We start from the raw sequence: 26,554 nt of genomic DNA on the forward strand, positions 1-26,554 counted from the left end.
CGCACCTCCGATGTGCATTGTTTCAAAAATGGCATGGAGGCTATGGAGGCCTGGAAGCGAATCCACCCTATAAGAATCACAAATTCCTTTGTGACTTACAGTAGTGACACAGCCTCCACAGCCTCCATGCTTCCATATTTTTGCCGCCCTATTTCGGCCGGCGAATGTAATTTCCGTCCTGACGTTTGCTGATCGAGAACCCTTTTTCGGTAAGTTTTTGAGAAAACCGCATCTGCGAAAAAGCCTTATGTCCTTGTTCATCAGCCCACAAAGCGAACTGCTTGTAAATGATTGATGATTTAACCGGGTCAAACGGTGGCGGGTTATCTTCCAGGAACCGCCCGACAATGTCCGACTCCTGCCGATAGTCTGCCGTGGCTTGTTTGATGCAGTCTGGAATAACTAAGCCTTCTGCCTGCCAAGCTCGAAAGCCTTCGACCAACCAATTCAGAATCCCCGATGCCTCTGCTTTCAATTTTTCGAACAATTGCCGGTCGGGGTTTGATACCTCCGCGCGGCAAGGGATTAACAGCAACCGGCGCCATATTCCATTATCTGTACCGGAAACCCTAGGCTTTGCATTAGTTGCCAAGTTCAGCTTGAACTTCGGTGTAAAGGTTCTGAATTCCTCGAACAACTTCCGACAAACGATTTCATCCCCTCCGGTCAAAGACTTTACACGACCTTCGGCCAATGCCTGCCCTTCGTCCGTCTCGATTGCCGAGACAAACCGAACGCCTTCTAGCGCGGCAATATCATTGGTCTGATCTGATCGCCGTTGTAATAGCGTATCCGTGGGGGTGGTGGTCGCAAATTGACTTAAGATGTGTTTGATAGTTTCCAGCAGAACCGATTTTCCGTTTTGTCCAAATCCAAAAAATATCGCGGCTTTGTGCTCAACGGTATAACCAGAACAGCAATACCCGAACCAGAGTTGCAAAAACCGCGCTAACGCTTCATCTCCGCAGCAAAACTCGTAAATGAGTTTTGTGAATGTCGGACACTTCGCCCTTGGATCGAAAACAATAAAGCTTTGGCGCGTCCATTGGTTCAATGGGTCGTGCGGAATAAGTTCACCGGTAGCTAATATCAACTGGCCGTTTGCGACAAGCAGCAAACCATCTTGCTGATCCGACAAATGCGGGTCAAACTCTGCAAGCATGTAAGTTGCCAGGGTCGTGACGTCGTCCAAACCTCGCCGCGTCTCGAGCTTCTTCGCCAAACTGTAGAGTTTGTCGCGGCGTTGGGCGTTTGCTTCCTCGACCATTTCAGTACGGAGTTGTTTAGCAACTCCCCGAACCGCATTCAACAAAGCGGCTCTGTGATGGTCAATCCGCCAAACGCCGCCATCGTACCGGTAGACGTCGGGCCGTCGCGCTTGCCGCAATACTCGAAAACTTGAGCCCTCGTCGCTTTCGACAAGTCGCCGGGCCGCCTCCGATTCAGTTGTGCCGTAACGGATTTCAGGCCCCCGACGTTGATAAGTAGCTGTCAGGCCTTCAAGGGCTTTTCGAATCGTCGATTCCCGGTAGTCGGCTCGATCCCACTTAGCTCTGTATAACGCCGATTCGCGGAATATCTGGTCTATCTGGTCAGGGTTTTGTGTATAGAACCCGAGCATCGAGCATAACCGCAGATCATCCGAACTGTGGTCGCCTGTGCTACCGTTATCAAACAGTGTGGAAAACTCAACCCCGTTTTTTGCGCCCCTCACAAGCCTAATAATTTCCTCGTCCGACAATTCCGGGGATTCGCCGACGACTTCTATAGGCCTTGGCAGTGTCTCCGGCCGTTGTATGTACTCCCTGGAAAATTCTAGGCACAAGTCGACGCAAAACGGCACAGTTTCAACGGGGTTGATCGCGTTCCCAGTTAGACTTAAGAAATGCAAACCTTTCGGGCCTTTGCCATAAACTTCAAAATGGTTGAACCCCGTTCGGCCCTTGCCAAAACCGGGCAATAGCCCTTTGCAAATGATTCGAATACCTGCACTGCTTGGGGACCGTTCTACATAGGCCCCGGCCTCAGAAAACCGTCTAACAATTTCGGCGGCGTCCGCGTCTAAAAATTCGCCGGTTTCCGGGTGTACAACCGTGTCTAGATCAATACCCACGAACGTGTCATACCCGAACGCGTAGTTGATCCCGTCAAATCGGCCAGAGGTTACGCCCGCCAAAGCCGCATCGAACGTCCCAAAAGTGGCAGGCTCATTGATTTTAGCGTGTCGGCCTGTAGAGGGATTGTTCGGAACCTTCTTATCTTTGCCGCCGTCTGGGTTCGGTTCTAGTTTGTAACAAGCCCAGCGTGGTTGATCCCTAAGTTCCCGTGGAATATTTTCGGGCGCAAAGCCCAAGGGTGTTAATATTGGCATCTGGAAAGTCCTTTTTCCGGGTTAAAGAGTGGCCGCCTACATCCGTTAGGTGGTCATTTGTTTTATTCACGCTGCAACCTGTCTCGATTCGACCCAAGCTTCGATTTCAGAAACTTTCCAGGCAACTGATCGTTCTGAGAGTTTCACTGGTTTTGGAAAGCTGCCATTTTTGATTTGATGGTAGAGGGATGATTTCGGCAACCCTGTCAGGTTTAAAACTGTAGCTAGCCGGATAAGCTGTTCTTGAGATCCTTTCATGGTGTAACTCCTAAATAGTCAATGGTCTGGGGATGTCTCCCCAGAGCCACTGTAACTAAGGGTGACTATCCCGTATAGGGCAGAACGTTGAAAACCACGAAAAGAAGTTAAAAAAATCTCTCAACTGCTTTTCCTAAACTGCAGCACAGTCGCCCCGGCCTTCAAGCCGTCCAGGTAATCCGCCCAGCTTTGCATCATGCGGCGGCGCTCATCCAAATATTGCGCCCGGTTATAAGCCGCCCTCACCTGATCCTTGGGCATATGGCACAGTTGCCGCTCGATCGCATCCGGTGACCAGCCTTGTTCATTGAGCAACGTAGACGCCGTGGTTCTGAAACCGTGGGCACTCATCACTTCCTTTTCATAGCCTAGTGTTTTCAACGCCGTGCGAATGGTTCCATCTGACATAGGCCGACCATCTCCCCGACTAGACGGAAAAACATAGCGCCCGGCACCGGTTAGCAGCTTGATTCGTTCCAATATTTCAACAGCCTGTCGAGATAACGGAACTATGTGTTGCACTTCCGTTTTAGTGACAAAGTAGCGCCACTCCTTAGCCTCAAGATCGACGTCTTGCCATTCCATCTGGCGAATTTCGCCCGGCCGCTGAAATAACATTGGTGAAAGCCTGAGCGCACATTGGACAACAAAGGTGCCTTGATACTGGACAATATCCCTTAATAATTGCGCGACTTCCTTGGGTTCGGTTATGGCCGCATTATGTTTCACCTTTTGCGCGGGAATCTGGGCGCCAACAGCTTGCGCTGGATCGTAATCGGTGAAGCCATGGGCAATGGCATAAGCAAAGGCGGCACTAATGTCCGACCTTACCCGGTGCGCGGTTTCCAGTTGGTTTTTCAGAATCAAAGGGCGGACTATGGCGAAAACATCCGGAGATTTAACGCCGTCTATAGATTTTCGACCAATCTCAGGGAATACATACAGTTCAAACCGCCGAACTTTCTTTTGTTGAGTTATATCCCTTACCGTGTGTGCGGTGTCAGCTAACCATTGCCGACACACATGTTCAAAACTGTCGACAATAGGCAAACCAGCCTCAAGCAGTTTTTCATTGACTACCGCCTGTTTCTTGGACTTCTTGGCCTGTGCTTTCCGTTCGGCGGGGTCGAGCCCAGTGGCTACCGATTCCCGCGCCTCCCTAGCCCTCTCCCTTGCAACTTCCAAAGTTACAGAAGGATAGACGCCTATCGACAATTTTTTGCGCTTACCATCAAACGTGTATACGAAATACCAACGCTTGTGGTCACGGGTTGTGATTTGCAGATAGAGCCCACCGCCGTCGTTGATCATGCGGTTTTTATTTTCAGCCTTGGCTGAACGATAGACAGTATCTTTATTTAGATTTATCGCCATTGCTTTACCCCTCCTTGGGTGTGTCAACTCGTGTGTCAATTTTATTGTCACACTTCGAATTGCTACGATAATTGACACGCTTTTGCGTGTATGTCCTTAGTACTCCTTGTACAATCCTGGACAATAAAAAACCCGCTAAGCCAGACGGCTTGCAGGTTTTTAGTTTTCTTTGGACTACTCTAAAAGAGTAGATGGTACCGAGGGTCGGAATCGAACCGACACTCCCGAAGGAACCGGATTTTGAATCCGGCGCGTCTACCAGTTTCACCACCCCGGCAAAGAAAGGGATATTATACTCAGTTTTTTAGAATTGCCAACCTATTTTTACGCGGCTAACGTTACAGCGGCTTTCAGCTTTTTCATAGCGTTTTGTTCAAGCTGTCTGATACGTTCGGCCGATACCTGGTAACGGTCCGCCAATTCGTGCAACGTGGCTTTTTCTTCTACCAGCCAACGGCTAGCCAGAATATCGCGGCTTCTGTCGTCGAGACCGGCCATTGCATCCATCAACAATTCTTCCTTACGGTCCTCCCAGTCGCTGTTTTCCAACAACAGGGCAGGATCCGCACCGTGTTGCTCCAAATATGCAATCGGCGCCTGCGCGTGCTCTTCACTGTCATCAGTACTCGGCTCCAGCCCGATGTCGCGACCGTCTAAACGCCGTTCCATTTCGTAAACGGCCTTTACATCAACATCCAGATTTTCCGCGATCGCTTCCGCATCATCTTGCGATAGGTAATTCAAGTCCTTTTTAAATTTACGCAGATTAAAAAACAGCTTGCGCTGCGCTTTGGTCGTCGCGACTTTAACGATGCGCCAGTTTTTTATCACATATTCGTGAATTTCCGCTTTAATCCAATGCACGGCAAACGATACCAAGCGTACGCCCATGTCGGGATCGAAACGCTTTACCGCTTTCATCAAGCCGATATTGCCCTCCTGCACGATATCCGCCAATGGCAAGCCGTATCCTGCGTAGCCTCTGGCCACATGCGCGACAAAACGTAGATTGGACATCACCAGCTCGCGTGCGGCATTCAGATCGCCTTCATCCCGATAACGCAAAGCCAATTCCTGCTCTTGCTCTACGCTGAGTTTTGGCATTTGAGCTACCAAGCTCAAATAAGAATCAAACGTCCCAACCGATAAATTGATCGGTAAAGCCAAGCTGTTGTTCATATCACCCTCGTTTCCGGTGGAATAAATTAACGATGACCGAATTCTAGCACTCGATTAACAAGAGTGCTAATAATTTAGTAAAAATGTTTATTTTCATATAGTTACAATGAATTTTCTCTCGACTTAGATATATCGCCAGCTAATTCGCCGCCTTTACGAATTCCGGCCAAAGTCGTTAAAATGGCAGCCAAACTAATATTTGCCATGTATCTTCGCAAAACCACCTAACCCCATAGCCTGTTACCCGCACATGTCCGCTACCGATAGCCCAGTTTCATCCAACTTTATTAGACAAATCATCGCCGCAGATCTGGCCGCTAACAAAAATAACGGCAAAGTCGCTACCCGTTTTCCTCCCGAACCCAACGGCTATCTACACATAGGGCACGCCAAATCCATTTGCCTGAACTTCACACTGGCGGCCGAAAACAACGGTACCTGCAACTTGCGTTTCGACGACACCAATCCGGAAAAAGAAAGCGTCGAATATATGGAAGCCATCGAACGCGACGTGCAATGGCTGGGTTTCAAATGGGCCGGCAAATATCACGCGTCCGACTATTTCGAACAGCTTTACGATTATGCGGTGCAGTTGATTAAACAAGGCGATGCCTATATCGATAGCTCTAGCCCGGAGCAAATGCGCACAGACCGTGGCACATTAACCGAACCAGGCAAGGAAAGTGCGGACCGCAGTCGCTCCATTGAGGAAAACCTGGATTTATTTACCCGCATGCGCACCGGCGAATTCGCTGACGGTCAGTACGTATTGCGGGCCAAAATCGACATGGCATCGCCTAATATTAATATGCGTGACCCCACCATCTACCGCATCCGCCGCGTGCATCATCAACGTACCGGTGATGCTTGGTGCTTATATCCGATGTACGACTACACCCATTGCATTTCCGACGCGTTGGAAGGCATCACCCACTCGATCTGCACCTTGGAGTTCGAAGATCACCGGCCGCTGTATGACTGGGTGTTGGACAAATTACAAACTCCCTGCCATCCGCAACAAATCGAGTTCGCCCGCCTACAGTTGGAATACACCATCGTCAGCAAGCGAAAATTGCTGCAATTGGTCACCGAAAAACACGTCAATGGCTGGGACGACCCGCGCATGCCGACTATTTCCGGCCTGCGCCGGGCCGGCTTTACGCCGGAAGCGATTAGGGATTTTTGCGAGCGCATCGGCGTCACCAAAAACGATTCCTGGATCGAAATGGGTGTGCTGGAAAACTGCATTCGCGAGGACTTGAACGAACGCGCTCCGCGAGCGATGGCAGTATTAAGACCGTTAAAAGTGGTTATAACCAACTGGGAAGAAGGCAAAACCGAAACCTACCAAATAGCCAATCATCCGCAAAAACCGGAAATGGGCAGCCGCGAAGTCAGTTTTTCCAAAACCATCCTGATCGAACAAGACGATTTCATGGAAAATCCGCCAAAGGACTTCAAACGTTTGGTATCGGGCGGCGAAGTTAGGCTACGCGGCTCCTATGTCATCAAATGCGAGGATGTAATTAAAGACGCTGCCGGTAACATCGTCGAATTACGCTGCAGCTACGACCCCGCTACCTTAGGCAAAAATCCGGAAGGCCGCAAAGTGAAAGGCGTAATTCACTGGGTATCCGAAAAACACGCCCTGCCAGCCGAATTGCGCTTATATGATCGATTGTTCAGCCACCCCAACCCCGACACCTTAGATAATTTCCTGGATGGTATTAATCCTAACTCACTGGAAGTATTAATCGATTGCCGAGTGGAAGCCAGCCTTGTTAATGCCTCGGCGGATACTCGCTATCAATTCGAGCGGACCGGCTATTTTTGCTTGGACTACGCCGACAGCACACCAGGGAAACTGGTGTTTAACCGCACCGTGACATTACGCGACAGTTGGGGCAAATAAACTCTCACATGCAAGCCTTAATCCGCCACCTTGAAACGCAAACGGGGCAATCCTTACAGAACTCAAGTTTGAGAAGCATTGGCGGCGGCGACATCAACAGTGCCTATCGTCTGAAGACCGAAAACATCGACTGGTTTATCAAACTGAACCGCGCAGACTTGGCGAGCATGTTCGTTGCCGAAGCAGCCGGTTTACGCGAATTCGCCGGCATGGGCGCGGTGCGTGTGCCAGATGTAATTTGTTTTGGCGACTTTCAACAATACGCTTATCTGGTATTGGAGTTTATTGAACTTAGATCGTTAAACGGCAATAGCGCCAGCCTGTTCGGACAACAGCTCGCTCAATTACATAGCCAACGGCAAGCCTATTTCGGTTGGCCTATAGACAATACTATAGGCTCAACTCCACAACACAACGATAGGAAAGACGACTGGGTAGGTTTTTGGCGGCAACAACGTCTAAGCAAACAATTGCAGCTCGCCGCCACAAACGGTTACGGCAGCTCACTGCAATCTCAAGGGGAAAAATTACTGGCAAGAATTGGCGATTTTTTCAGCGATTACCGCCCTCACCCATCACTACTGCACGGCGATTTATGGGGCGGCAACGCTGCCGCGGACAGCCAAGGACAACCGATAATATTCGACCCGGCCTGTTATTACGGAGACCGCGAAGCGGACCTAGCAATGACCGAGTTGTTCGGCGGTTTCGGCAGGGATTTTTATGCGGCCTATCAAGCCGAATATCCGCTAAATAACGGCTACAAAATCCGAAAAACCCTTTACAACCTTTACCATATTCTCAATCACCTCAATTTATTCGGTAGCGGCTATTTGTCGCAAGCCATCAATATGATTAACCAATTACTTGCCGAATTAAAATAATTAAGATAAACGCACGCTGAAACGCCGGAAAATTTGGTTCAACCAGGCTGTTTTACAACACCAAAATCTCCCTTAAAATCAAACAATATCCAGCTTTTTATGCCGCGTTAAGAAGCCGCGCGACAATATGGCCAAGCCGGATACCAAAAAAATCACACTGCCAGGCAGCGGCACAGGTGCCGTGGCAAACTGCAAATTCATGGTGATAGTACCGAAGCTCGGATTAATGTCATTGTTGTACTTGACTAGAATGCGACCAAGATTCAGAGTGACTGAGTCTGCATTAAAAAACACGTCGGTACCTAACTCGACATTAATCACATCGGTCAGAGCAACGGTAACCCCTGTCAGAATGGCATTGGGTATACCCGAGAAATCGAGATCGGAAAAAACGAATTGATGCCCGCTTGCGAAACCTGGACTGATGTAGTCGACACCCTCAATGTTTACGATGCCACCGTTACCCCGAATGTGATAGACAACGGCACTTTCGAGGATATCAATATACTCCCCATCCAATAAAAGGTTGTTTCCGATACTGCTGGAATCGCCGTGCGTGAACTCCGGCCCGGTCACGACGGTGACGATGTCGTTGCTTGAGTCGGTTGGAAAGCTAACGTTGACGGAATCACTCAACAAAGATGCCTGCGCTTGCAAAGGTACGAACAACAAGATTGCCAAGTAATTGAAGATTATGGCTGTAACTAATCTAACGGTCTTAGAGTGACTCATATGAAATTCTCCCATGGAAATCAGTTCTAGCAGAAAAACTGCTTATCCATGTTAAAGCAATACTCATACCAAAACAATATTTCTATTTTTTTCAACTACTTGAAAAAATTCCACACTTTCTCACCCTCCAAACTGTAAGAAAGATCGACAGTCACGACTCAACAAATGCTACTTAACCCCCCCCCCCGATACGCCTACCCCCAGCCAAAAAAGCTTGTTTCCGTCCGAAACGGTTGTCACGAAGTAATGCCAGCCCCCATGACCTGATGTCTCCATTTGATTAAGACGGCATAAGCACACTTTACTTAAGACAGGGCATTTCGCAGCAAAGAATTATTTCAAACCGTGGTTAATAATTTTTCTCATTAATACAAGAAACTGCCCATAAGCCTCTCTTATGCAATGCCTTGCGGAGCATGCAGAACCCGTCGAGTTAACTCTTGTTTGTTATACGACTTACCGCTACATTTTGTAACGAAATCCCACCCAAGCCCCAAATGGCGGCGCCGGGCCTTGGAACCGGGGATTATGAAAGTTCTCGAAGCCGGGGATTTCGTTGGGTTCGCCCAAAATACCGAAGGTTTGATAATTACTATTCAACGCATTTTCCATCATCATGAAAGCGCTGAGATGATCGGTAATCCGATAATTAGCATGAATGTTCAACACAAAATACGGCTTGGTCTGGTCCAGAAAATTACCTTCGTCGCCACGCAAATATTGGCCTGTGTTGAACACACCGTCCGCACCCACCGCCAAATCCCTGGTCACCGGCACGTCCAAGCCTACTTTCAAGGAGTGCTTGGCGATACCGGGGATATGATCTCCCTTCTCCACTGGAATGACCGCGCTATAGGTGTAATCGGTAGCATCCCAAGTTTCAATCTTATTAGGATGGGTTGGACTGCTAACAAAGAAATTGTTTCGGAAAGTGGCATCGACCAGGCTATAACGCAAAAACCAGCGCCAGTCATCAAACACTAATCCCGACAAACCGGCCTCGAGCCCCATGCGCCGGGTGTCGCCAATATTGTCGAAAAAACCGATATTCGACGTGGCCCCACCCGTCGCCTGAAAAATGATGTCCTTACGGTTAATAGTATGAAATATGCCTAGATTCCAGGCCAAGGTCTTGCCAAACGCACCGCGCAAACCGGCTTCGAAGCTTTCCGCCACTACCTGATCCAATGGAGGATCGGCCAGAAAAGCGTTGGGCAAGCGACAATCCGCTTCGCGATCGGCGCAGGCCAGTTCGACAATGGTCGGCGCCCGCGCCGATTCGCTATACCCCCCGTAAGCAGTGACCTTATCGCTGATTTTCCAGGTCAAACCGGCGGAGGGGTTGAAGCGCTGGAAGTAATGGTCGCCATTCAATTCCGGTCCATTACCTAACATATCGCGGATCTGCACATTGGTGTAATTGTAGCGACCGCCGGCAGTTAAGCTCAGCGTATCGGTCAAATCCAATGTATCGTGCACGAAGCCCGAGGTGGTGCTAGTGACGCCGCCCATTCCGGTTGCATCGGCAGGAATGAATAAACCAGTACCCTGCGTACTACGGTTGGGCAGCAAACGCGCGATTTCCACTTCGGAAGTAAAATTAACCAAACCGCGCTGATACGCGGCACCCAAAATCAACTGGTTGTTCAAGCCGAACAACTTGTGTTGAATTGTGGTTTGCGCCGTGCCGCCAAAGGTTTTCTGGCCGCGTTTGCTGATGTTGTTTACTGCATTCAAAGGCCGGCTGGGATCATCGTAGCCAACCGCATTGCCGTTTTGATCCCGCAACACATAATCATCCTTGATTAAATTGCCGGTTGCCGGGTTGACCGCAGAATCAATCTGATTATTAGCGTACATCCAGGGCTCGCCCGGCGTTGGCGATTCCAGAGTAACGCCGGCATGAGCCAAGGTACTGAAAAACTCATTATTGCTCGGGAACAAAGCATACGCCGGGCCCACTTCACCCAACCCGGCATCGAATACGCCGAAACTGCCCAACGGTACGCCATCGTCGGGCGCGCCCGAACCGTCCAGATAAATACTGCCGTCACCATTGAACGCATGCGTAACGGTGTCCCTATAAAAGCCGTTAGCGGAAAATTGCATTTTGTCGTTCAGCCAATGCGTACCTTCCAAGGTAAACGACTTCATGTCGTTCCGGGTAATGTCGGGCGACGTGAAAATCGCCTCCCGATTCTGCCCCAGCAACTCCACCGGAATAGCACCGTTACCGACCAGATTACTGTCGCCGTACAAAACATGCAAATCCAATGTAGAACGCTCGCCGCGCCATCCCAAGGAGCCATTCACATTCAAGGCCTCGGACGGGGATGCATCGCGCCAGCCGTCTTCGCCAAAATGACGAACATTGATGAAATAACCCAAACTGCCGTTATTGCCGCCAGTTTCCGCCGACACCACATTGCGCCCAAATGCGCCACCGTAAACTTCCAGCTCGTGACCGGGAGAATTAAAGCCGTTTTTGGTTTCGATAGAAATTGCACCGCCCAGGGTATTCAAGCCGAACAAGGGATTGGCGCCGCTGAACAAATTGACGCTATGTATCATCGATTCCGGCAACATATCCCAGTTGACCGTATCGCCAAAAGGATCATTAAAGCGTACGCCGTTGACATACACCGTCAAGCCCTGGGCCAAGCCCAGCAACGGGGATGCCGTGAAACCGCGAAAGTTGAAGTCCGGCTGTAAGGGATTGTTCTGCGCGGCGTTGATCGTTACGCTACCCAAGTTCCTATTCATATAACTAGTCAAATCCAGCACCTCGCTGCGATCGAGATCGGCACTGGTCGCTGTCTGCACATTTGACGGGATTTTATCCTTCGGCAGTCCTATACCGTGTAACGGCGTAACCGAGACCACTTCCACCGCGTCCAGTGCGTCATCCTCCGTACTTTCAGCCAATGCCGGCGATATCCGGCCGGCAAATGCAACCACTAACGATAACGCCGACACTTGACCCAGTTTTTGTACTTGTTTCATATCAAACAGACTGTCTAAAAAAAGCTGGGCATACCGAGCAATCGATGTGGCCCAGCCAAAGGGAGCGAGGAACTGAGTTTTAACTGCGTTTTTTAAGACGCCCTAACGCGCCCATGCCAGCCAAAGCGCTCAGAAACAAAGGCAGTGCGGCGGGTAACGGTACCGGAGCGGTAGCCAACACATCCAGCCGGTTCTGTTGCGGATTGCCCCCTGTCGCCGAATTACCCCAAAAACCGGAGCTGGCTATGCCGCGTAAGCTGGGATTGGCGTTGCCGGTGCCACGGAGTTTGATCCAACCTAAAGCCAGCGGCTGAGTCGACGCGGCGGCGTTCTCCACATAGTTGGCGGGATTCAGCAAATTCGCCACGCTGATGCCACCGAAGCCCGCCGAATTGTATATGTCTATGGTGCTGCTCAACCCTTGCAGCAGGGTTTCCGCAGTGAAATTGTATTCCTGCCCAAATGCCGGGTCCCCCGCCGTCGCGCCCCAACCGTTAGTCGCACCGTCTTCCTGCCATTCAATACCGCCGCTCAACCCACCGGATGTTACGGGCGCCAGATTGACACCACTAACATGCGACCAGTGCTGATTGTTGAAGTCATAACCGTTATCCGGGGATGTACCCGGAAAATTTAATTCAAAGGACGATATCCAGATTTTGCTGCCGGCCGCACCGGATGAAAATTGATTTAAATTCCCGGCAGTAAGTTGCAAACGCACGCCGCCGTAACCTTCACCGTTCAATCCTAAATCGGCCAAGTCGGTTACAGTCAAAGTGGCGACTGAAGCCACACCGGCATTGCCGTATAAATTATTGGCGATGTAATTGAAACTTAGGGTACTGCTACTAGCGGCAACGTCGGAGACGCTAGCCAGCAGCGCACTGGTAAAAGCCAGAGACGTTAAAACTTTGCTCATAGTGGTTTCCATATATTGATTTTAGTGGATTGGCTAAACCCAACTAAAGGCGTGTCACCGCCGGCCGGCCGGATGCGGCCGCGGCGATTCCGCACAGGGGTTTTAGGGAGACGTTAGGCTGTACGACGGCGTTGCAGAAGGCCGAAACCCGCCAGGGCCGACAAGAACAATGGCAGGGCTGCCGGCACCGGAACTGGCGCGGTGACCGGTAACACTCCGCCGATTACCACCGTCGGTACCGATTCGATCACTTCGAAGTTACCACTGCCGCTCAAATTCGGCGCACTACGCACTTTGACCGCGGCAAAGATATCCGGCACGCTCGGATTGGCGGCAGAGCCGCGAATCGCTTCAACCAAGGAAGCGACGGAAAGAGCGGTCGGCAAGGAACCGCCATCATTCCAGAATTGGATATGTGCTTTTTCGCCGACGCCCAATCTGGCTCCGAGAGTGCTCGATGTTTCGGAACGGGGAAAACCCAATTCGCTGGTAAAAGTGAAACCATCGACCGTGGCTACGTCTTCTTGGGGTTCCCAACGATCGGATTGCGCTGTATCGTCGGTAAATTGTTCGACCAAAATGCTAGGCAAGTCCGCATCGTCGTAATCGAACGCCAGCAGTAAACCCGAGATGTAACTAGTAGCCCCTTGGCCAGGCAGGGCATTGGAGGCGACATTGGTCAATACCAGATCAATGCCGGAATAACCATTACCGGAAACGATATCCTTAAAATGCGCGGTGGCGATGGTGATACCCAAATCGCCAACGGCTGGCGTTAAACGATAGTTAAAATTCAAATCCAGACTGGCAGCCGCAGCGGGTTGCGCCAGCGTCAAACCGGCGCAAACACCTAGCGAATAGATGGCCCGGCGAATAGAATTAGCGGTATGTTTCATAAGTCTCCTGACAAAAAATAACGATGGAATTGTTCCGCGTTATTGTCAGGAAACGCCCCAGCGAATGGCAGGGAATTTTTCCCGATATTTAAATTGAATATTTCCTAATCTTTAATATCGTTAACAAGGCCACGGTTTTTTCGCCGTATTCTTCTAGCGAGGCTATCTGGGCTCACATTGCCATGACATAAGCCCTATCCCATCGCTTAGTCAATCTCGTTACCGCCGACAAACAAACGATAAGCCGGATTGCCGGTCTCTTCATGATAGGCCAAACCCAACGCGCCGAGACATTGTTCAAAACTGCGGCGTTGCTCTGCGCTAATCTGTAGACCAATCAACACCTTACCGAAGGCCGCACCGTGATTGCGGTAATGAAACAAGCTGATATTCCATTGACTGCCGAGGGCCAGCAGAAACTTCAGCAGTGCGCCAGGGCGCTCGGGAAACTGGATGCTGTAGACACTCTCCTTCAACTCGAATGGCGCATGACCGCCGACCATGTAACGAATATGATCCTTGGCCAGTTCGTTGCCGGTCATATCGGTAACCGGAAAACCGTCTTCGGCCAACTGCTCAATCAGATGCTGCCGGTCGTTTTCCGCGCCGCTGCTGCTGATACCGACAAACACCTGCGCCATGCGCGCGTCGAAATAGCGGTAATTGAATTCGGTGATGCTGCGCTTGCCTATCATTTTGCAAAATCTCAAGAAACTGCCCGGCACCTCGGGTATTTCTACCGCTAGCAAAATTTCCCGATGCTCGCCGACCAGTGTGCGCTCAGCAACATAACGCAAGCGGTCGAAATTGATATTGGCGCCGCTGTCGATGGCGATTAGCGTATGTTGCAGCAGGTGTTGCTGTTCCGCGTATTTTTTTAATCCCGCGACCGCCAATGCACCGGCCGGCTCGGCCACCGAGCGGGTATCGTCGAAGATGTCTTTGATGGCCGCGCAAATCTCGTCGGTACTGACGGTAATCACCTGATCGACATACTGCCGGGCAATGCGGAAGGGCTCTTCACCTATCTGCTTTACCGCCACCCCGTCGGCGAATAGCCCCACTTGTTCCAGCACCACGCGCTGGCCGGCTTTCAAAGCCTGATTCAAACAATCGGCGTCGTCCGGCTCCACCGCGACGACTTTAATTGCGGGGCGCACGAATTTGACGTAGGCGGCGATACCGGCCACTAGCCCGCCGCCGCCAACCGGCACGAATATCGCGTGGATATCGCCGTTATGCTGCCGCAGGATTTCCATACCCACTGTGCCCTGTCCGGCGATTACTTCCGGGTCGTCGTAAGGATGGATGAAGGTCATGCCTTTCTCGGCGACCAATTCCATGGCGTGTGCATAAGCGTCGTCGTAGGAATCGCCGTGCAGCACGATTTTAGCGCCGCGCGCCTTGACCGATTTGATCTTGATTTCCGGCGTAGTTTTCGGCATCACAATTAGGGCTTTAATCCCCAATTTCTTGGCCGCCAGTGCCACGCCTTGCGCATGATTGCCGGCGGAAGCGGCGATGACGCCGTAACTAGTTTGCTCGGGCGTCAGGGAAGCGATCTTGTTATAGGCGCCGCGCAATTTAAACGAGAACACCGGCTGTAAATCTTCGCGTTTTAAATAGACCTTGTTGTTGATTTTCTCCGACAGCGTCGCGGCAAAATCCAATGGGGTTTCCTCGGCAACATCGTAGACTTTTGCCCGCAATATTTTTTCTATGTATTTTTGCATTATTGTCCTCGGCAACTGCAGACGCATATGCCGTCCATGCGTTGATACCTGGGCTGTGCAAGCGATGCCGCCTGAAGCCGCGTCGGCGTAAAAACTGCTGAGAGATCAGCCTTAATCGGTTATTATCCCATACAATGACGGGTTAAACGCCGTGTCAGATTTATAAGAGCAATCCATCAGGACCATCACCATGACTCAAGACGAATTAAAAAAACAAGTCGCTCAGGCTGCCCTGCAATATTTAAAAAACGTACCCATCATTGGCATGGGTACCGGCTCCACGGTTACACATTTGATTAATCTGCTGGCCGACTGCGATTTCAAACGAGACATCGAAGGCGCGGTATCCAGCTCGGCTAAAACTACCGAACATTTGCAATCCATCGGCATTCGCGTCATCGAACTGAATCAATCCGGCGATCTAGATATTTACGTAGACGGCGCCGACGAAGTCACTCCGCATAAAAAAATGCTGAAAGGCGGTGGCGGCGCGTTGACCCGCGAGAAAATCATAGCTGGCGCCAGCAAAAAATTTGTCTGTATCGTCGACGAAAGCAAATGCGTGGACGTGATGGGCAAATTCCCGTTACCCGTTGAAGTGCTGCCGTTATCGCGCAGCTTCGTGGCCCGCCAATTGGCAAAATTTGGTGGCCAACCCGAATTACGCATGAACAAGGACACCGGCGCCAGCTATATCACCGACAACGGCTGCGAGATTCTGGATGTGCATAATTTAAGCATTCTGGATCCTGTCGAGTTGGAAAAAACCATCAACAATATCCCCGGCGTGATTACCAACGGTCTGTTCGCGATCCGGGCCGCGGATGTGGTGTTAGTGGGTAAAGGTAGCGAAGTTATCACTTACTAATAAGCACCACCAGCCATTGCGGGGGTAGTCCGTCGCGACAACCTTAAATACCGGAAGCGCCCTCGACTATTACGCGCTTCCGGCTTTTCCCCATTAAATTTCTGGCTGCCCAAGCCCTTGAACTCTACAATATCCGCCCATCGCAGCCGCCGGCTGCTCCGCTTTATTGCAACACTTCTCAGAGTATTTTAGGAACTACCATGTCTGACATTGAAATTGCCCAACAGGCAAGCATGCGCCCGATTATCGATTTGGCCGGCGAAAAATTCGGCATCCCCGCCGAACATCTGGACCCTTACGGTCATTACAAAGCCAAAATTTCCCTGGAATATGTCAACAGCCTGACCGATAAAACCGACGGTAAACTGATTTTAGTGACCGCGATCAGTCCTACTCCGGCCGGCGAAGGCAAAACCACCACCACGGTAGGTCTGGGCGATGCCTTAAACCGTTTGGGTAAGAAAACCATTATCTGCCTGCGCGAACCATCACTTGGCCCCTGCTTCGGTGTAAAGGGCGGCGCCGCCGGCGGCGGCTATGCGCAAGTAGTGCCGATGGAAGACATCAACCTACATTTCACCGGCGACTTTCATGCCGTCGGCGTGGCGCACAATTTATTGTCGGCGCTGATCGACAACCATATCAATCACGGCAACAAACTGGACATCGACCCGCGCCGCATCCAATGGAAGCGCGTGATCGACATGAACGACCGGGCATTGCGCAAGATAACTATCGGTCAGGGCGGACCGGCTAACGGCTATTTGCGCGAAGACGGTTTCGACATTGTTGTGGCGTCGGAAGTGATGGCAATTCTATGTCTGGCTACCAGCCGCGCCGACTTAAAAGAACGCTTGGGTCGGATTGTCATAGGCTACAAATCCGATAAAGTCACGCCGGTTTACGCCAGCGACTTGAAAGCACATGGGGCAATGGCCGCCATATTAAAAGACGCGATCAAACCCAACCTGGTACAAACCCTGGAAAACAATCTGGCGATCATCCATGGCGGCCCGTTTGCGAATATCGCCCACGGCTGCAACACTGTCACCGCCACCAAAACCGCCTTGAAACTGGCCGATTATGCCGTGACCGAAGCCGGTTTTGGTGCCGACTTGGGTGCGGAAAAATTTCTGGACATCAAATGCCGCATGTCCGGCTTAAAGCCGTCGGCCGTGGTATTGGTCGCCACGGTGCGGGCGTTGAAATTCCACGGCGGCGTGGCCAAAGACGACTTGAACCAGGAAAACCTGGCGGCGCTGGAAAAAGGCTTTGCCAATCTGGAACGCCATCTGCATAACATCACCCAACATTACGGCCTGCCCTGTGTTGTCAGCATCAATCATTTTACTTTCGACACGGACGCCGAAATCGCCTTGCTGCAGCAGAAATGCGAATCGTTGGGGGTTAAATGCGTGCTCGCCAAACACTGGGCGCAAGGCGGGACCGGGGCGGACCAACTGGCTCAGGAGATACTGAGCATCGTCGATCACCGCGAGCCCGGCTTTAGCTACGTCTATGACAGCGAATTACCGCTGTGGAATAAAATCGAAGCCATCGCCACCAAGCTGTACGGCGCCGCAAAAATCAGCGCCAGCCCGAAAATCGTTGCCGAGCTGAAAGCGTTGCAAGCCAACTACGGCCATTTCCCGGTCTGTATGGCCAAAACGCAAATGTCGTTCTCCACCAACCCCAACGCCAAGGGTGCACCGTCGGACCATACCGTGGAAATCAATGAAGTACGTCTGGCTAACGGCGCCGGCTTTATCGTGGCGATTGCCGGTGACATGATGACGATGCCGGGTTTACCGAAAGTCCCGGCTGCGGAACGCATCGATATTAGCGACGACGGCATAATTAGCGGTTTGTTCTAAACGTCGATAAGCCCTTCAGGCCGATTGTTTCCGCTTCTTACAGCGCCAATCGGCCGACTCTCCTCTACTGAACGCGTAGCAGGTATAAGCACCGTAGACTATGCTTGAAGAGCATAAACACTCGCCGGGAGTAGACATGCTTGACCTGCGTAACATTAAATTCAGCCATAAGATAGCCGCGCTATCGCTGATACCCTTAGCCGGGTTATTGCTCATGTCCTCCTTCGTGATTTACGCCCACATTCAGGAGATGCAGTCAGCCGCAAGAATAATCTCTCTAGCGGACTTTTCGGTGAACGCAAGCGATCTGGTACATGAATTACAGAAAGAACGGGGACTGTCGGTCGGGCATTTGGGCAGCGGCGGCCAGAAATTCAAACAAGACCTGGAACAACAACGCTTAGCCACCGACGGCAAACTGAAACAACTGAATAATTTCCTCACAACATTCGATACCGAGACCACCGCAGCCAATCTGACAACCGGTCTGGCGACGGTGGACAGGCAAATCGACAAACTCAACGAGATGCGCCAGTCTGTCACAGCCTTGCGCGCCAGCGGCGAAGCCACGATAGATTACTATTCCAATCTGAATGCCGCCTATCTGGTCATCATCGCCCAATTGCCGCAATTGAGCACCAACGTGCAAATCAATCACAAATTGGATGCCTACGCCAATTTCCTGAAGGGCAAGGAACAAGCCGGCGTCGAGCGGGCAGTATTGGCCAACACCTTTGCCAAGGATGCTTTCGGCCCAGGTATGTATGAAAAACTGGTGACGCTGATCGCCGTTCAGAATACTTATCTGGACATTTTCGCCTCGGTCGCCCCCCAACAATACCTGGATTTTCTACAACACACTCTGCGCGGACAATTTATAGACGAAACCGCAGCAATGCGCAGCAAGGCTCTGCGCCATGCCGATAAAGGCGGCTTTGGCGTAGACCCTGCCCACTGGTTTACGATGCAAACCGGTAAGATCAATCTGCTGAAGGATGTGGAAAACTATATCGCCAAGGACACGATAGACTCATCCAAGGCGATTGAAAAAAATGCCAGCCGTCAATTATTGTTCAACGGTATTTTTATCGTGATGGTGGCCGGTTTATCCTTTTTGTTATTTTGGATACTGCGCAAGGATATCGCCGACCAGTTGGGCGGCGAACCGTTACAGGTTAATAATCTGGCGGTCAATATCGCTGCCGGCAAATTGGAACGGCGCGGCATGCCGCAGGCCGAGCAACATGTAGGCATTTTTGCAGCGATGCTGACCATGCAAAAGCGTCTAGCTGATGTCATAGGCACAATCCACGGTTGTTCTGAGCAAATCGCTCAAGCATCCGACGAAGTGAATAATGCCGCGCAAACGCTGAGCCAAAGCAGCTGCGAACAAGCAGCCAGTATCGAACAAACCAGTGCCGCGCTGGAACAGTTGACCGGTTCGGTCGAACACAACCACGAGAATGCGCAATCCACGGAAAAAATAGCGCTTACTGCCGCCAAATCGGCTCAAAGCGGCGAACAAGCAATCAGAGACACCGTAGAGGCGATGCACAAAATCGCCGAAAAAATCGGCTTGATCGAGGCCATTGCCTATCAAACCAATTTGTTATCGTTAAACGCCTCGATAGTCGCCGCCAAAGCGGGCGAACACGGTGCGGGCTTCTCGGTGGTGGCAACCGAAGTCAGAAAGTTGGCAACCCGTAGCCAGGACACGGCTAACGAAATCGGCGAACTGGCCGGCAACGGCTTGACCATTGCCCAAAATGCCGGCCGTATCTTCACAGAAATGCTACCCAGCATTCAAAAAACCGCTACGCTTGTACAGGAAATAGCCACGGCATCGGACGAGCAAGCTGTCGGCGTCCGCCAGATCAGCCAAGCAGTAGGGCAATTGGATACCGCCATTCAGCACAATGCGGCCGCGTCCGAACAATTAGCCGCTACGGCGGAAGAGCTAAACGATCAAAGCCGGACATTAATGCGGGAAGTGGGTTTTTTCAAAATGCAATAAAACAAAACAAATACAACAGGAAAACGTGATGAGCGAATTCGTTTGGCAAAGCTATTATCGATTGGGCAACGAGAAAGTAGATCAACAGCACAGACAATTGTTCGAGCTGGCTAACGAATTGGTGGCATCGAAAAACCAGGACACTCTAATCAAAAATATGATGCGGCTTTACCAACATGTTAGGGAACACTTTCAAGCAGAAGAGGCTTTCATGAAACTTCACGCTTATCCAGATTTTGAAACTCATATAAACACGCACAATTTGATGTTGGAAAAACTTGTCGATGTTAGCGAGAAAATCCAGCAACAACAGTGGCAACTGCAAGACGTGCTGCTATTCATGCGCGAGTGGATTACCCATATCGTTGAAGAGGATGCGGTCATTATCGACTATTTCCAAACCAACAAATAAATCTAATCCGGCCACCCATCATAACCGGATAACCCGACCATCGCCGTAAACACAGAGGCCTGATCATGAGCGAATTTATCTGGCAAGACGACTACAAAATAGGTCACCCTACAGTAGATGCGCAGCATCAACATTTATTCGATCTGGCTAATAAAATCGTCGAAGCTGACAGTAGCGATACATTAACGCATTTATTCATGCTGTTTTATCAGCATATTCGCGAACATTTCGCAGCCGAAGAACAACTAATGAAAACATACGAATATCCGGATTATACCGCGCATGTTGCAACTCATAACCGGATGCTGGACAGATTGAACGAAATCACCCAAACCATAGCAGATCGACAATGGCATTCGGCCAACATTAGAATATTTATCAGCAACTGGGTGCTGGTGCATATACTTGAAGAAGACAAATTGCTGGGAGACTATTTAAAATCTCGTCAGGGACTAAATGCTTAATGCGGTTGCAGAGTCCCGCAATTCAATGCGGGGCGGGGCGGGTTCCAACGAAGAGAGGTTTTCTAGTCGGCAGTTGCGGCGAGCAAATGCTCTTGAGACTGTGCCAAATCGTTTAATAGCGACAGCTCATCCAGTGACAACACGCGATTAATTGCCAGCAGGATAATAAACACATCCTCGACCCGGGCCATGGCTTGAATAAAATCGGTACGAATATCGGTACCGAAATCAGGCGCGGGTTGTATATTCGCGGGCGGGATTTCTAGAATTTCCCGCACTTCGTCCACCAGCATGCCTATCAGTTGCATACCTTCGCTCATCTCAACTGCTACCAATACGATACAGCTGCGTTTGCTCACCTCGGAGCGACGACGGTTCAAACGCGCCGATAAATCGATTACCGGCACAACACTACCGCGCAAATTGATCACACCGTGTATATAGTCCGGCGTCAAAGGCACTCGCGTTACATTGGCAATCTCGATAATTTCCTTAATATCGAGAATGCTGACTGCAAAACTTTCTGTGCCAACCAAAAAAGTCAGGTATTGACCTACCTGTTCCTGAGCCGCAATATTACTGGCGGTTTCTCTTCGAATCAGATTACTCATGGCCCGGTCTCCGGCAACTAAAAGCGTTCAAAATCTTGGTCGTTAAAATCCAAAGACGCATCGGAAACGCTATTAAAGGCAATCGGTTTATTAGAATGCGTTTTCGCGGGACCGCTACGAGATGGGCGATTTGGCGCCGCCGGTGGCTTCTTAGCGGAGACCGGCGATTTTGCGCTGCTCGCATCCAGTTTGAAAAACGCTACCGCTTGTTGTAATTGGGTCGCCTGACCGTTTAATTCCTCGGAGGTAGCCGCCAACTCTTCGGCACTAGCGGCATTCTGTTGTGTTGCCTTGTCCAGCTGGCGCATCGCGTCGTTGATCTGATTGATACCACTGGATTGCTCCATGGATGCCGCATTGATTTCCTGCACCAAATCGGCGGTTTTCACAATATTCGGCACGACCGCGCTAATCAGATTTCCGGCTTTTTCTGCAATCGCCACGCTATTGGTGGCCAATTCGTTGATTTCTTCCGCAGTCACCCGGCTACTTTCCGCCAGCTTTCTCACTTCCGCAGCCACAACCGCAAAGCCTTTCCCGTGTTCGCCGGCGGAGGCCGCCTCAATCGCGGCATTTAACGATAGCAAATTGGTTTTGTAGGCAATATCCTCGATAAGACCGATTTTTTTGGCAATGTTTTTCATGGCCAAAACCGTTTCATTCACTGCGTCGCCGCCATCTCTGGCTTCGCCCGCCGATTTGGTCGCCATTTGTTCGGTGATGTGAGCATTTTCGGTGTTTTGCTGTACCGAAGAATTAAGTTGTTCGATCGAAGAAGTGGTTTCCTCGACGCTAGCGGCTTGCTCAGTCGCCATCTGGCTCATGGACTGAGCTGTCGCGCTGACTTGTTGAGAAGCGCTGGCCAAGGTATCGGAATTGGAACGCACTTGCGCCACCACTTGGCTGAGCTGATCGCGCATATCACGCAAGGCTTGAGCCAACTGGCCGATTTCGTCCTTGCCGTTAACTTCCAGTTTCGCGGTCAAATCCCCTTCGGACAGGGATTTAGCAAATTTAACGCCGATAGTAATCGGCACGGTAATCAGATTGGCGAGAAATATTGCAATGATGACACCCAAAATCAAGGCCACAACGATGGTACCGATAATAATTTTATTGGCCTCGTCTACCAACTCTTTCGCCTCGTCCCGAGCTACGCCAAGCTGTGCATAACCGGCTTCTTCGGCCGCTTGCGCCAGCTTAATAACATTATCACCCTCTTCCAGCATCTCCTTGCGAACCGCATTCAATTGGTCGTCATTATCAATCCAGGTTTTGGCGGCTTGTTGATATTCCCGGGTATTGCTACGTGCCGTATCAATCAACTTTAGCGCTTCTTCGCTGTTAACGATTTTTTGCAGATTGTCATAAGCTGTCATCAATTCAGGCAACCAAACTTCCATTTTTTTCCACGCCACCCTATTCCTATAATTCACCTCTTCCTTCTCGGCCCGCATAATTTCCATAGCCTTGATATAGATGTTGGTCGCGCCGATGTAACGCTGAACATAAGCATCCAACTCTTGGCCGCTAGCACCCTTTTTGATAGCCTCTTGATACAACTTCACTTGGCGGTCCAAAAAATCGCTGGCGGCATTGGCCACATCGTTGCCATTTTCCACCATTTGTTTGACTGCTAACTTGTTTGCCTTAACCGCAGCATCTACCGCACGAAATTTTTCGCTAAATTTTGCGGTCGCTTCTCGTGCCGCTTTAGACTGGTTAAGTAACTCGGTATTGTTATGCTGTTTGGCCACCTGATCCACTTTGTCGAGATAGGCCAATACGCTTTTTATGTTCTCGATGACTTTTTCAGAATCTTCATCTTTCCCTGAAATTCGGTAGTTCCGTTGTGCCAATATCGTATTGAGCGCCGATCTTTCCACCCCTGTGGCATATTCCACCGATTTGCCGTTATTATCGGTAATACCGAATAGAGCGCTGGAAACGTCGCCGATGTATATCTTTGACAGCAAGCCAAAGCCAATGGTTATGGTCACAAGCAACATCGCTCCCGTCAGGATTTTTGCTTTTATTTTAAGGTCGTTAATGTTCATGTGCTGTTCCCTCTAATCGGAATTTGTAACTGTGAGCAAACGTTGACTTACTGTATTCGCTGCGACGTTATGAACGCGACAGGTCGATTTGTATTTTTGATAGCCGCTTGAATTAAACCTTGTACGTCTAAAATCAACGCCACATTGCCGTCGCCCAATACCGTGGCACCGGTAATGCCTATCAGTCTTTCGAAAACCTTACCGAGCGGCTTGATCACGGTTTGATGCTCACCGTGTAATTCATCAACAACAAACCCGGCTTTGGTTTGCCCGGATTTGACCACCACCACGCTTTCGCGTTTGCGATTGGTATCGGCAATCCGGTTATGGAAATAATCACCCAGGCGTAAATACGGCAGTACCTGACCGCGCAAATTGATGTAATGCTGTATGTCATCGATCTCGCACTCATTAGGATTCATCTCTATGCATTCGTCAACCATGCTCAACGGAATGATGTAGCGATCCTGACCTGTACCGACCATAAAACCGTCGATAATCGCCAGGGTCAGGGGCAAGCGAATGGATATAGTGGTGCCCTGTCCTTCTATGCTATCGATCTCCACAGAACCGCGTAACGCTTCGATATTTTTTTTCACAACATCCATGCCGACGCCGCGCCCGGATAAATTAGTGGCTTGATCCTTGGTACTAAGTCCGGCGGCAAAAATGAGATTGTGTATTTCAGATTGCGATAACTCGTGATCCGGCTTTATCAAACCGCTGGCGACGGCCTTGGCGAGAATTTTATCGCTGTTCAGGCCGGCACCGTCGTCGGCAATTTGAATTACTATGTGACCCGATTCATGATAGGCATTTAGCTGCACCGTACCCTGAGCCGGCTTACCGGCTGCGAGACGCTGTTCCGGACTTTCGATACCATGATCAAGCGCGTTGCGTATTAAATGAGTCAACGGATCGTTAATTTTTTCGACAACGGTTTTATCCAGTTCAGTTTCGCCGCCGCTGATGTAAAGCTCGATTTCCTTGTCCAACTCTTTACTAACATCCCTCACCACCCGCCTAAACCGGGAAAAGGTTTCGCCAATCTGTACCATGCGCAGTTCCAGGGCGGTATCGCGGATACTGCTGACCAAAGTGTTCATGGTGGCCGCCACGTCGCCGGCATCGCTAAGACCGTGCCGCTCAACGATCAGATTCATCGCCGCGCTGGAAATCACCAGCTCGCCTACCAAATCGATCAAATGTCCCAGCTTGGTCGCATCCACCCGAATGTAATTGGCTTCGCTCGCTAACTTTTGCTTGGTCTGTTCCTGTTTTTTTAAGGCTTGATCGACCAAAGGCTGTTGCACCACATGTTGCTCGACTAAAATCTCACCTAAGGGTTTAGCCTGCGCATTATCTTCCGTCTCGGACGCAACCTGTTGGCTCTGCAAGGCATGATTGACATCGTTCTGCGTCAAGGCGCCCACTTGCACCAACATGTCACCCAAGCGCCTAACATGAGTCTCATCCTGAGCATTCAGCAGCTTCACATACTCTTCCAACTTGGAGTTGGGTGGCAAAATTTTAATATCACAATCGTCCGCGGCAAACTCGAAGACAGCTTCTATGGTTTGTTTATTAGCCCCGCTTCGAAAAGCTATTTTGAAATGCAAGTAACAATTTTCCGGATCCATCTCGTCGCCTGTCGGCATATCCGGGGCAACAGTCAGGATCTGTTTGATTTCTCCCAAGGTCCTAAGATAACGGATAAACGAAAGCGGATCCATGCCGTTGCGAAACGCATCGCGTTGAAATTCCAATGAGATAAGCCAATTGTCGTCAACCGATATTTCGCCGCCGCCTTCGCTTTCCAATTGAACATTATCCTCGGCCGCCTGCATACCGGTGAACTGTCGACCGCTTAATGCTTCGATCAGCCGCGCGCCGACTGCCACCAAATTAGCGGGTAACGGGGCGTTTTGCTGAGTCAAACAATGTTCGATTAGTTTGGAAGTATGGTCCTTACTCTCCAATAGTATTGAGATCAACTCCGGATCAATAGCCCGCTCACCATGACGCACCTTGTCTAATACCGATTCCGCCTCATGGGTAAACGCCACAATCGGGTTAAACGCGAATAAACCGGAGGAGCCTTTGATGGTATGCATGGCTCTGAACAGACTGTTAATGGTTTCGCTGTCGTCCGGCTTGGTCTCCAGGGACAATAAAGCATCTTCCATGTCCGTCAAGAGCTCTTCGGCTTCTTGCGCGAAAACGGTTAAAGCGGCATCTAATTCGCTCATGATGATTTCCAGTCGGCGGAGATCACAATGGGATCACCGAAATGTTTGCTGAGATTGAGCAATTCCAACACTTCAACCACTGCTTCACTGTGTTGCGTCAAGCTGAGAGCAATCCCCCGACTCACTGCTTCCTGCTTGAGAAACAGCAATAACTGCAAACCGGCACTATCTATTTCGGTAACCTGCGCCAGATCGATATGCATTTCCTTGGCGGACTTCAGATAATTCGACAATTGTCCCTTGTGCTCCAGCACGGAATAGATCGTCATTTCATCCTGAATGGCTAAATGGATAACACCTTTTTTTTGTTGTTTAACTTCAATAGCCAAGGTATTCCCCTTGTGCAGTGGGATTTATTTAAGGCAGAACTAATTTGGACACCGCGTCGAGTAAAGTCGGAGCCTGAAACGGTTTGGTCAGCCAGGCTTTCGCACCGGCCGCCTTACCTGCCTGTTTTTTATCGTCGGCGGCTTCGGTAGTCAGCATCATCATCGGCGTAAATTTGTAGGCCGGCAATTTCTTAGCTTCCTGCACGAATGTGATGCCATCCATATTCGGCATATTGACATCGGTGATGATCAGATTGATTTTTTGTCCGGTTAATTTATTTAACGCATCTTTGCCGTCACAAGCTTCAATAACATCGTAGCCGGCACCCTTTAAAGCAATACTGACAACTTGCCGGATAGATGCCGAATCATCAACTATCATGATCGTTTTAGCCATTACTTAACCCTTCGTCAA

General features: G+C 50.3%; 21 protein-coding genes and 1 tRNA gene. 7 read left to right on the forward strand and 15 right to left on the reverse strand.

Annotation, left to right across the window (positions count from 1 at the left end; translation table 11 throughout):
- Positions 1 to 148: 148 nt before the first annotated feature.
- From ACH50O_RS10985 to rpoH, 5 genes are all read right to left on the reverse strand, one after another.
- Positions 149 to 2,371 (reverse strand): phage/plasmid primase, P4 family, encoded by a 2,223-nt coding sequence (locus ACH50O_RS10985; protein ID WP_446812051.1) that lies wholly within the window; start codon positions 2,369 to 2,371, stop codon positions 149 to 151.
- Between the two features lie 66 nt (positions 2,372 to 2,437).
- Positions 2,438 to 2,629, reverse strand: a complete 192-nt coding sequence (locus tag ACH50O_RS10990) for a helix-turn-helix transcriptional regulator (RefSeq protein ID WP_446812052.1) — start codon at positions 2,627 to 2,629, stop codon at positions 2,438 to 2,440.
- Positions 2,630 to 2,749: 120 nt separating this feature from the next.
- Positions 2,750 to 4,003, reverse strand: coding sequence for a tyrosine-type recombinase/integrase (locus ACH50O_RS10995; RefSeq protein ID WP_446812053.1), 1,254 nt, complete (start codon positions 4,001 to 4,003; stop codon positions 2,750 to 2,752).
- Between the two features lie 192 nt (positions 4,004 to 4,195).
- Positions 4,196 to 4,280, reverse strand: a tRNA-Leu gene (locus tag ACH50O_RS11000).
- 47 nt (positions 4,281 to 4,327) lie between these two features.
- Entirely contained in the window at positions 4,328 to 5,182 is an 855-nt protein-coding gene (gene rpoH / locus ACH50O_RS11005) for an RNA polymerase sigma factor RpoH (protein WP_446812054.1), read from the reverse strand.
- A 250-nt stretch (positions 5,183 to 5,432) separates the two neighbouring features.
- Between rpoH and ACH50O_RS11010 the strand changes: the two genes are divergently transcribed.
- The gene (locus ACH50O_RS11010) at positions 5,433 to 7,094 is read left to right on the forward strand and encodes a glutamine--tRNA ligase/YqeY domain fusion protein (protein WP_446812055.1); all 1,662 of its coding nucleotides are present in this window, start codon (positions 5,433 to 5,435) and stop codon (positions 7,092 to 7,094) included.
- 8 nt (positions 7,095 to 7,102) lie between these two features.
- Positions 7,103 to 7,978, forward strand: coding sequence for a fructosamine kinase family protein (locus tag ACH50O_RS11015; RefSeq protein ID WP_446812056.1), 876 nt, complete (start codon positions 7,103 to 7,105; stop codon positions 7,976 to 7,978).
- Between the two features lie 78 nt (positions 7,979 to 8,056).
- Here ACH50O_RS11015 and ACH50O_RS11020 read toward each other — a convergent pair whose 3' ends face one another.
- The 5 genes from ACH50O_RS11020 to ilvA all read right to left on the reverse strand — a co-directional run bounded on the left by ACH50O_RS11020 (position 8,057) and on the right by ilvA (position 15,261).
- Positions 8,057 to 8,710 carry a hypothetical protein gene (locus ACH50O_RS11020; protein ID WP_446812057.1) on the reverse strand — a complete coding sequence of 218 codons (654 nt, stop codon included), beginning with the start codon at positions 8,708 to 8,710 and terminating at the stop codon, positions 8,057 to 8,059.
- 462 nt (positions 8,711 to 9,172) lie between these two features.
- Positions 9,173 to 11,713, reverse strand: a complete 2,541-nt coding sequence (locus ACH50O_RS11025) for a TonB-dependent receptor (RefSeq protein WP_446812058.1) — start codon at positions 11,711 to 11,713, stop codon at positions 9,173 to 9,175.
- Between the two features lie 79 nt (positions 11,714 to 11,792).
- Complete coding sequence (locus ACH50O_RS11030; RefSeq protein WP_446812059.1) at positions 11,793 to 12,632, reverse strand: VPLPA-CTERM sorting domain-containing protein; 840 nt, start codon at positions 12,630 to 12,632, stop codon at positions 11,793 to 11,795.
- 113 nt (positions 12,633 to 12,745) lie between these two features.
- On the reverse strand, positions 12,746 to 13,528 hold the full coding sequence (locus tag ACH50O_RS11035) for a VPLPA-CTERM sorting domain-containing protein (RefSeq protein WP_446812060.1): 783 nt from the start codon (positions 13,526 to 13,528) through the stop codon (positions 12,746 to 12,748).
- A 206-nt stretch (positions 13,529 to 13,734) separates the two neighbouring features.
- Positions 13,735 to 15,261 carry a threonine ammonia-lyase, biosynthetic gene (gene ilvA, locus ACH50O_RS11040; protein ID WP_446812061.1) on the reverse strand — a complete coding sequence of 509 codons (1,527 nt, stop codon included), beginning with the start codon at positions 15,259 to 15,261 and terminating at the stop codon, positions 13,735 to 13,737.
- 190 nt (positions 15,262 to 15,451) lie between these two features.
- On the opposite strand from ilvA, the gene rpiA reads away from it, so the two are divergent.
- The 5 genes from rpiA to ACH50O_RS11065 all read left to right on the forward strand — a co-directional run bounded on the left by rpiA (position 15,452) and on the right by ACH50O_RS11065 (position 20,893).
- Positions 15,452 to 16,129: a ribose-5-phosphate isomerase RpiA gene (gene rpiA, locus ACH50O_RS11045; protein WP_446812062.1), complete on the forward strand. Its 678-nt coding sequence runs from the start codon at positions 15,452 to 15,454 to the stop codon at positions 16,127 to 16,129.
- A gap of 200 nt (positions 16,130 to 16,329) precedes the next feature.
- Positions 16,330 to 18,003 (forward strand): formate--tetrahydrofolate ligase, encoded by a 1,674-nt coding sequence (locus ACH50O_RS11050; RefSeq protein ID WP_446812063.1) that lies wholly within the window; start codon positions 16,330 to 16,332, stop codon positions 18,001 to 18,003.
- A gap of 136 nt (positions 18,004 to 18,139) precedes the next feature.
- Complete coding sequence (locus tag ACH50O_RS11055) at positions 18,140 to 20,017, forward strand: methyl-accepting chemotaxis protein (protein WP_446812064.1); 1,878 nt, start codon at positions 18,140 to 18,142, stop codon at positions 20,015 to 20,017.
- 28 nt (positions 20,018 to 20,045) lie between these two features.
- Positions 20,046 to 20,429 carry a bacteriohemerythrin gene (locus ACH50O_RS11060; protein ID WP_446812065.1) on the forward strand — a complete coding sequence of 128 codons (384 nt, stop codon included), beginning with the start codon at positions 20,046 to 20,048 and terminating at the stop codon, positions 20,427 to 20,429.
- Positions 20,430 to 20,494: 65 nt separating this feature from the next.
- Positions 20,495 to 20,893, forward strand: coding sequence for a bacteriohemerythrin (locus tag ACH50O_RS11065; RefSeq protein ID WP_446812066.1), 399 nt, complete (start codon positions 20,495 to 20,497; stop codon positions 20,891 to 20,893).
- Between the two features lie 62 nt (positions 20,894 to 20,955).
- Here ACH50O_RS11065 and ACH50O_RS11070 read toward each other — a convergent pair whose 3' ends face one another.
- From ACH50O_RS11070 to ACH50O_RS11090, 5 genes are read right to left on the reverse strand one after another with little or no spacing between them, the layout of a single operon-like run.
- Positions 20,956 to 21,504, reverse strand: a complete 549-nt coding sequence (locus ACH50O_RS11070; protein ID WP_446812067.1) for a chemotaxis protein CheW — start codon at positions 21,502 to 21,504, stop codon at positions 20,956 to 20,958.
- Between the two features lie 17 nt (positions 21,505 to 21,521).
- The gene (locus ACH50O_RS11075) at positions 21,522 to 23,561 is read right to left on the reverse strand and encodes a methyl-accepting chemotaxis protein (RefSeq protein ID WP_446812068.1); all 2,040 of its coding nucleotides are present in this window, start codon (positions 23,559 to 23,561) and stop codon (positions 21,522 to 21,524) included.
- Between the two features lie 47 nt (positions 23,562 to 23,608).
- The gene (locus ACH50O_RS11080) at positions 23,609 to 25,810 is read right to left on the reverse strand and encodes a chemotaxis protein CheA (protein ID WP_446812069.1); all 2,202 of its coding nucleotides are present in this window, start codon (positions 25,808 to 25,810) and stop codon (positions 23,609 to 23,611) included.
- Positions 25,807 to 26,139 carry an STAS domain-containing protein gene (locus ACH50O_RS11085; protein ID WP_446812070.1) on the reverse strand — a complete coding sequence of 111 codons (333 nt, stop codon included), beginning with the start codon at positions 26,137 to 26,139 and terminating at the stop codon, positions 25,807 to 25,809. Before ACH50O_RS11085 ends, ACH50O_RS11080 begins: the two co-directional genes overlap by 4 nt.
- A gap of 28 nt (positions 26,140 to 26,167) precedes the next feature.
- Complete coding sequence (locus tag ACH50O_RS11090) at positions 26,168 to 26,536, reverse strand: response regulator (protein ID WP_446812071.1); 369 nt, start codon at positions 26,534 to 26,536, stop codon at positions 26,168 to 26,170.
- Positions 26,537 to 26,554: the final 18 nt, after the last annotated feature.

The organism is Methylomonas sp. 2BW1-5-20, assembly GCF_052474515.1.

Excerpts from the sequence above, each read along its gene's own strand:
- ACH50O_RS10985 (WP_446812051.1), bottom strand. The coding sequence starts at position 2,371 with ATGCCAATATTAACACCCTTGGGCTTTGCGCCCGAAAATATTCCACGG.
- ACH50O_RS10990 (WP_446812052.1), bottom strand. The coding sequence starts at position 2,629 with ATGAAAGGATCTCAAGAACAGCTTATCCGGCTAGCTACAGTTTTAAAC.
- ACH50O_RS10995 (WP_446812053.1), bottom strand. The coding sequence starts at position 4,003 with ATGGCGATAAATCTAAATAAAGATACTGTCTATCGTTCAGCCAAGGCT.
- rpoH (WP_446812054.1), bottom strand. The coding sequence starts at position 5,182 with ATGAACAACAGCTTGGCTTTACCGATCAATTTATCGGTTGGGACGTTT.
- ACH50O_RS11010 (WP_446812055.1), top strand. The coding sequence starts at position 5,433 with ATGTCCGCTACCGATAGCCCAGTTTCATCCAACTTTATTAGACAAATC.
- ACH50O_RS11015 (WP_446812056.1), top strand. The coding sequence starts at position 7,103 with ATGCAAGCCTTAATCCGCCACCTTGAAACGCAAACGGGGCAATCCTTA.
- ACH50O_RS11020 (WP_446812057.1), bottom strand. The coding sequence starts at position 8,710 with ATGAGTCACTCTAAGACCGTTAGATTAGTTACAGCCATAATCTTCAAT.
- ACH50O_RS11025 (WP_446812058.1), bottom strand. The coding sequence starts at position 11,713 with ATGAAACAAGTACAAAAACTGGGTCAAGTGTCGGCGTTATCGTTAGTG.
- ACH50O_RS11030 (WP_446812059.1), bottom strand. The coding sequence starts at position 12,632 with ATGAGCAAAGTTTTAACGTCTCTGGCTTTTACCAGTGCGCTGCTGGCT.
- ACH50O_RS11035 (WP_446812060.1), bottom strand. The coding sequence starts at position 13,528 with ATGAAACATACCGCTAATTCTATTCGCCGGGCCATCTATTCGCTAGGT.
- ilvA (WP_446812061.1), bottom strand. The coding sequence starts at position 15,261 with ATGCAAAAATACATAGAAAAAATATTGCGGGCAAAAGTCTACGATGTT.
- rpiA (WP_446812062.1), top strand. The coding sequence starts at position 15,452 with ATGACTCAAGACGAATTAAAAAAACAAGTCGCTCAGGCTGCCCTGCAA.
- ACH50O_RS11050 (WP_446812063.1), top strand. The coding sequence starts at position 16,330 with ATGTCTGACATTGAAATTGCCCAACAGGCAAGCATGCGCCCGATTATC.
- ACH50O_RS11055 (WP_446812064.1), top strand. The coding sequence starts at position 18,140 with ATGCTTGACCTGCGTAACATTAAATTCAGCCATAAGATAGCCGCGCTA.
- ACH50O_RS11060 (WP_446812065.1), top strand. The coding sequence starts at position 20,046 with ATGAGCGAATTCGTTTGGCAAAGCTATTATCGATTGGGCAACGAGAAA.
- ACH50O_RS11065 (WP_446812066.1), top strand. The coding sequence starts at position 20,495 with ATGAGCGAATTTATCTGGCAAGACGACTACAAAATAGGTCACCCTACA.
- ACH50O_RS11070 (WP_446812067.1), bottom strand. The coding sequence starts at position 21,504 with ATGAGTAATCTGATTCGAAGAGAAACCGCCAGTAATATTGCGGCTCAG.
- ACH50O_RS11075 (WP_446812068.1), bottom strand. The coding sequence starts at position 23,561 with ATGAACATTAACGACCTTAAAATAAAAGCAAAAATCCTGACGGGAGCG.
- ACH50O_RS11080 (WP_446812069.1), bottom strand. The coding sequence starts at position 25,810 with ATGAGCGAATTAGATGCCGCTTTAACCGTTTTCGCGCAAGAAGCCGAA.
- ACH50O_RS11090 (WP_446812071.1), bottom strand. The coding sequence starts at position 26,536 with ATGGCTAAAACGATCATGATAGTTGATGATTCGGCATCTATCCGGCAA.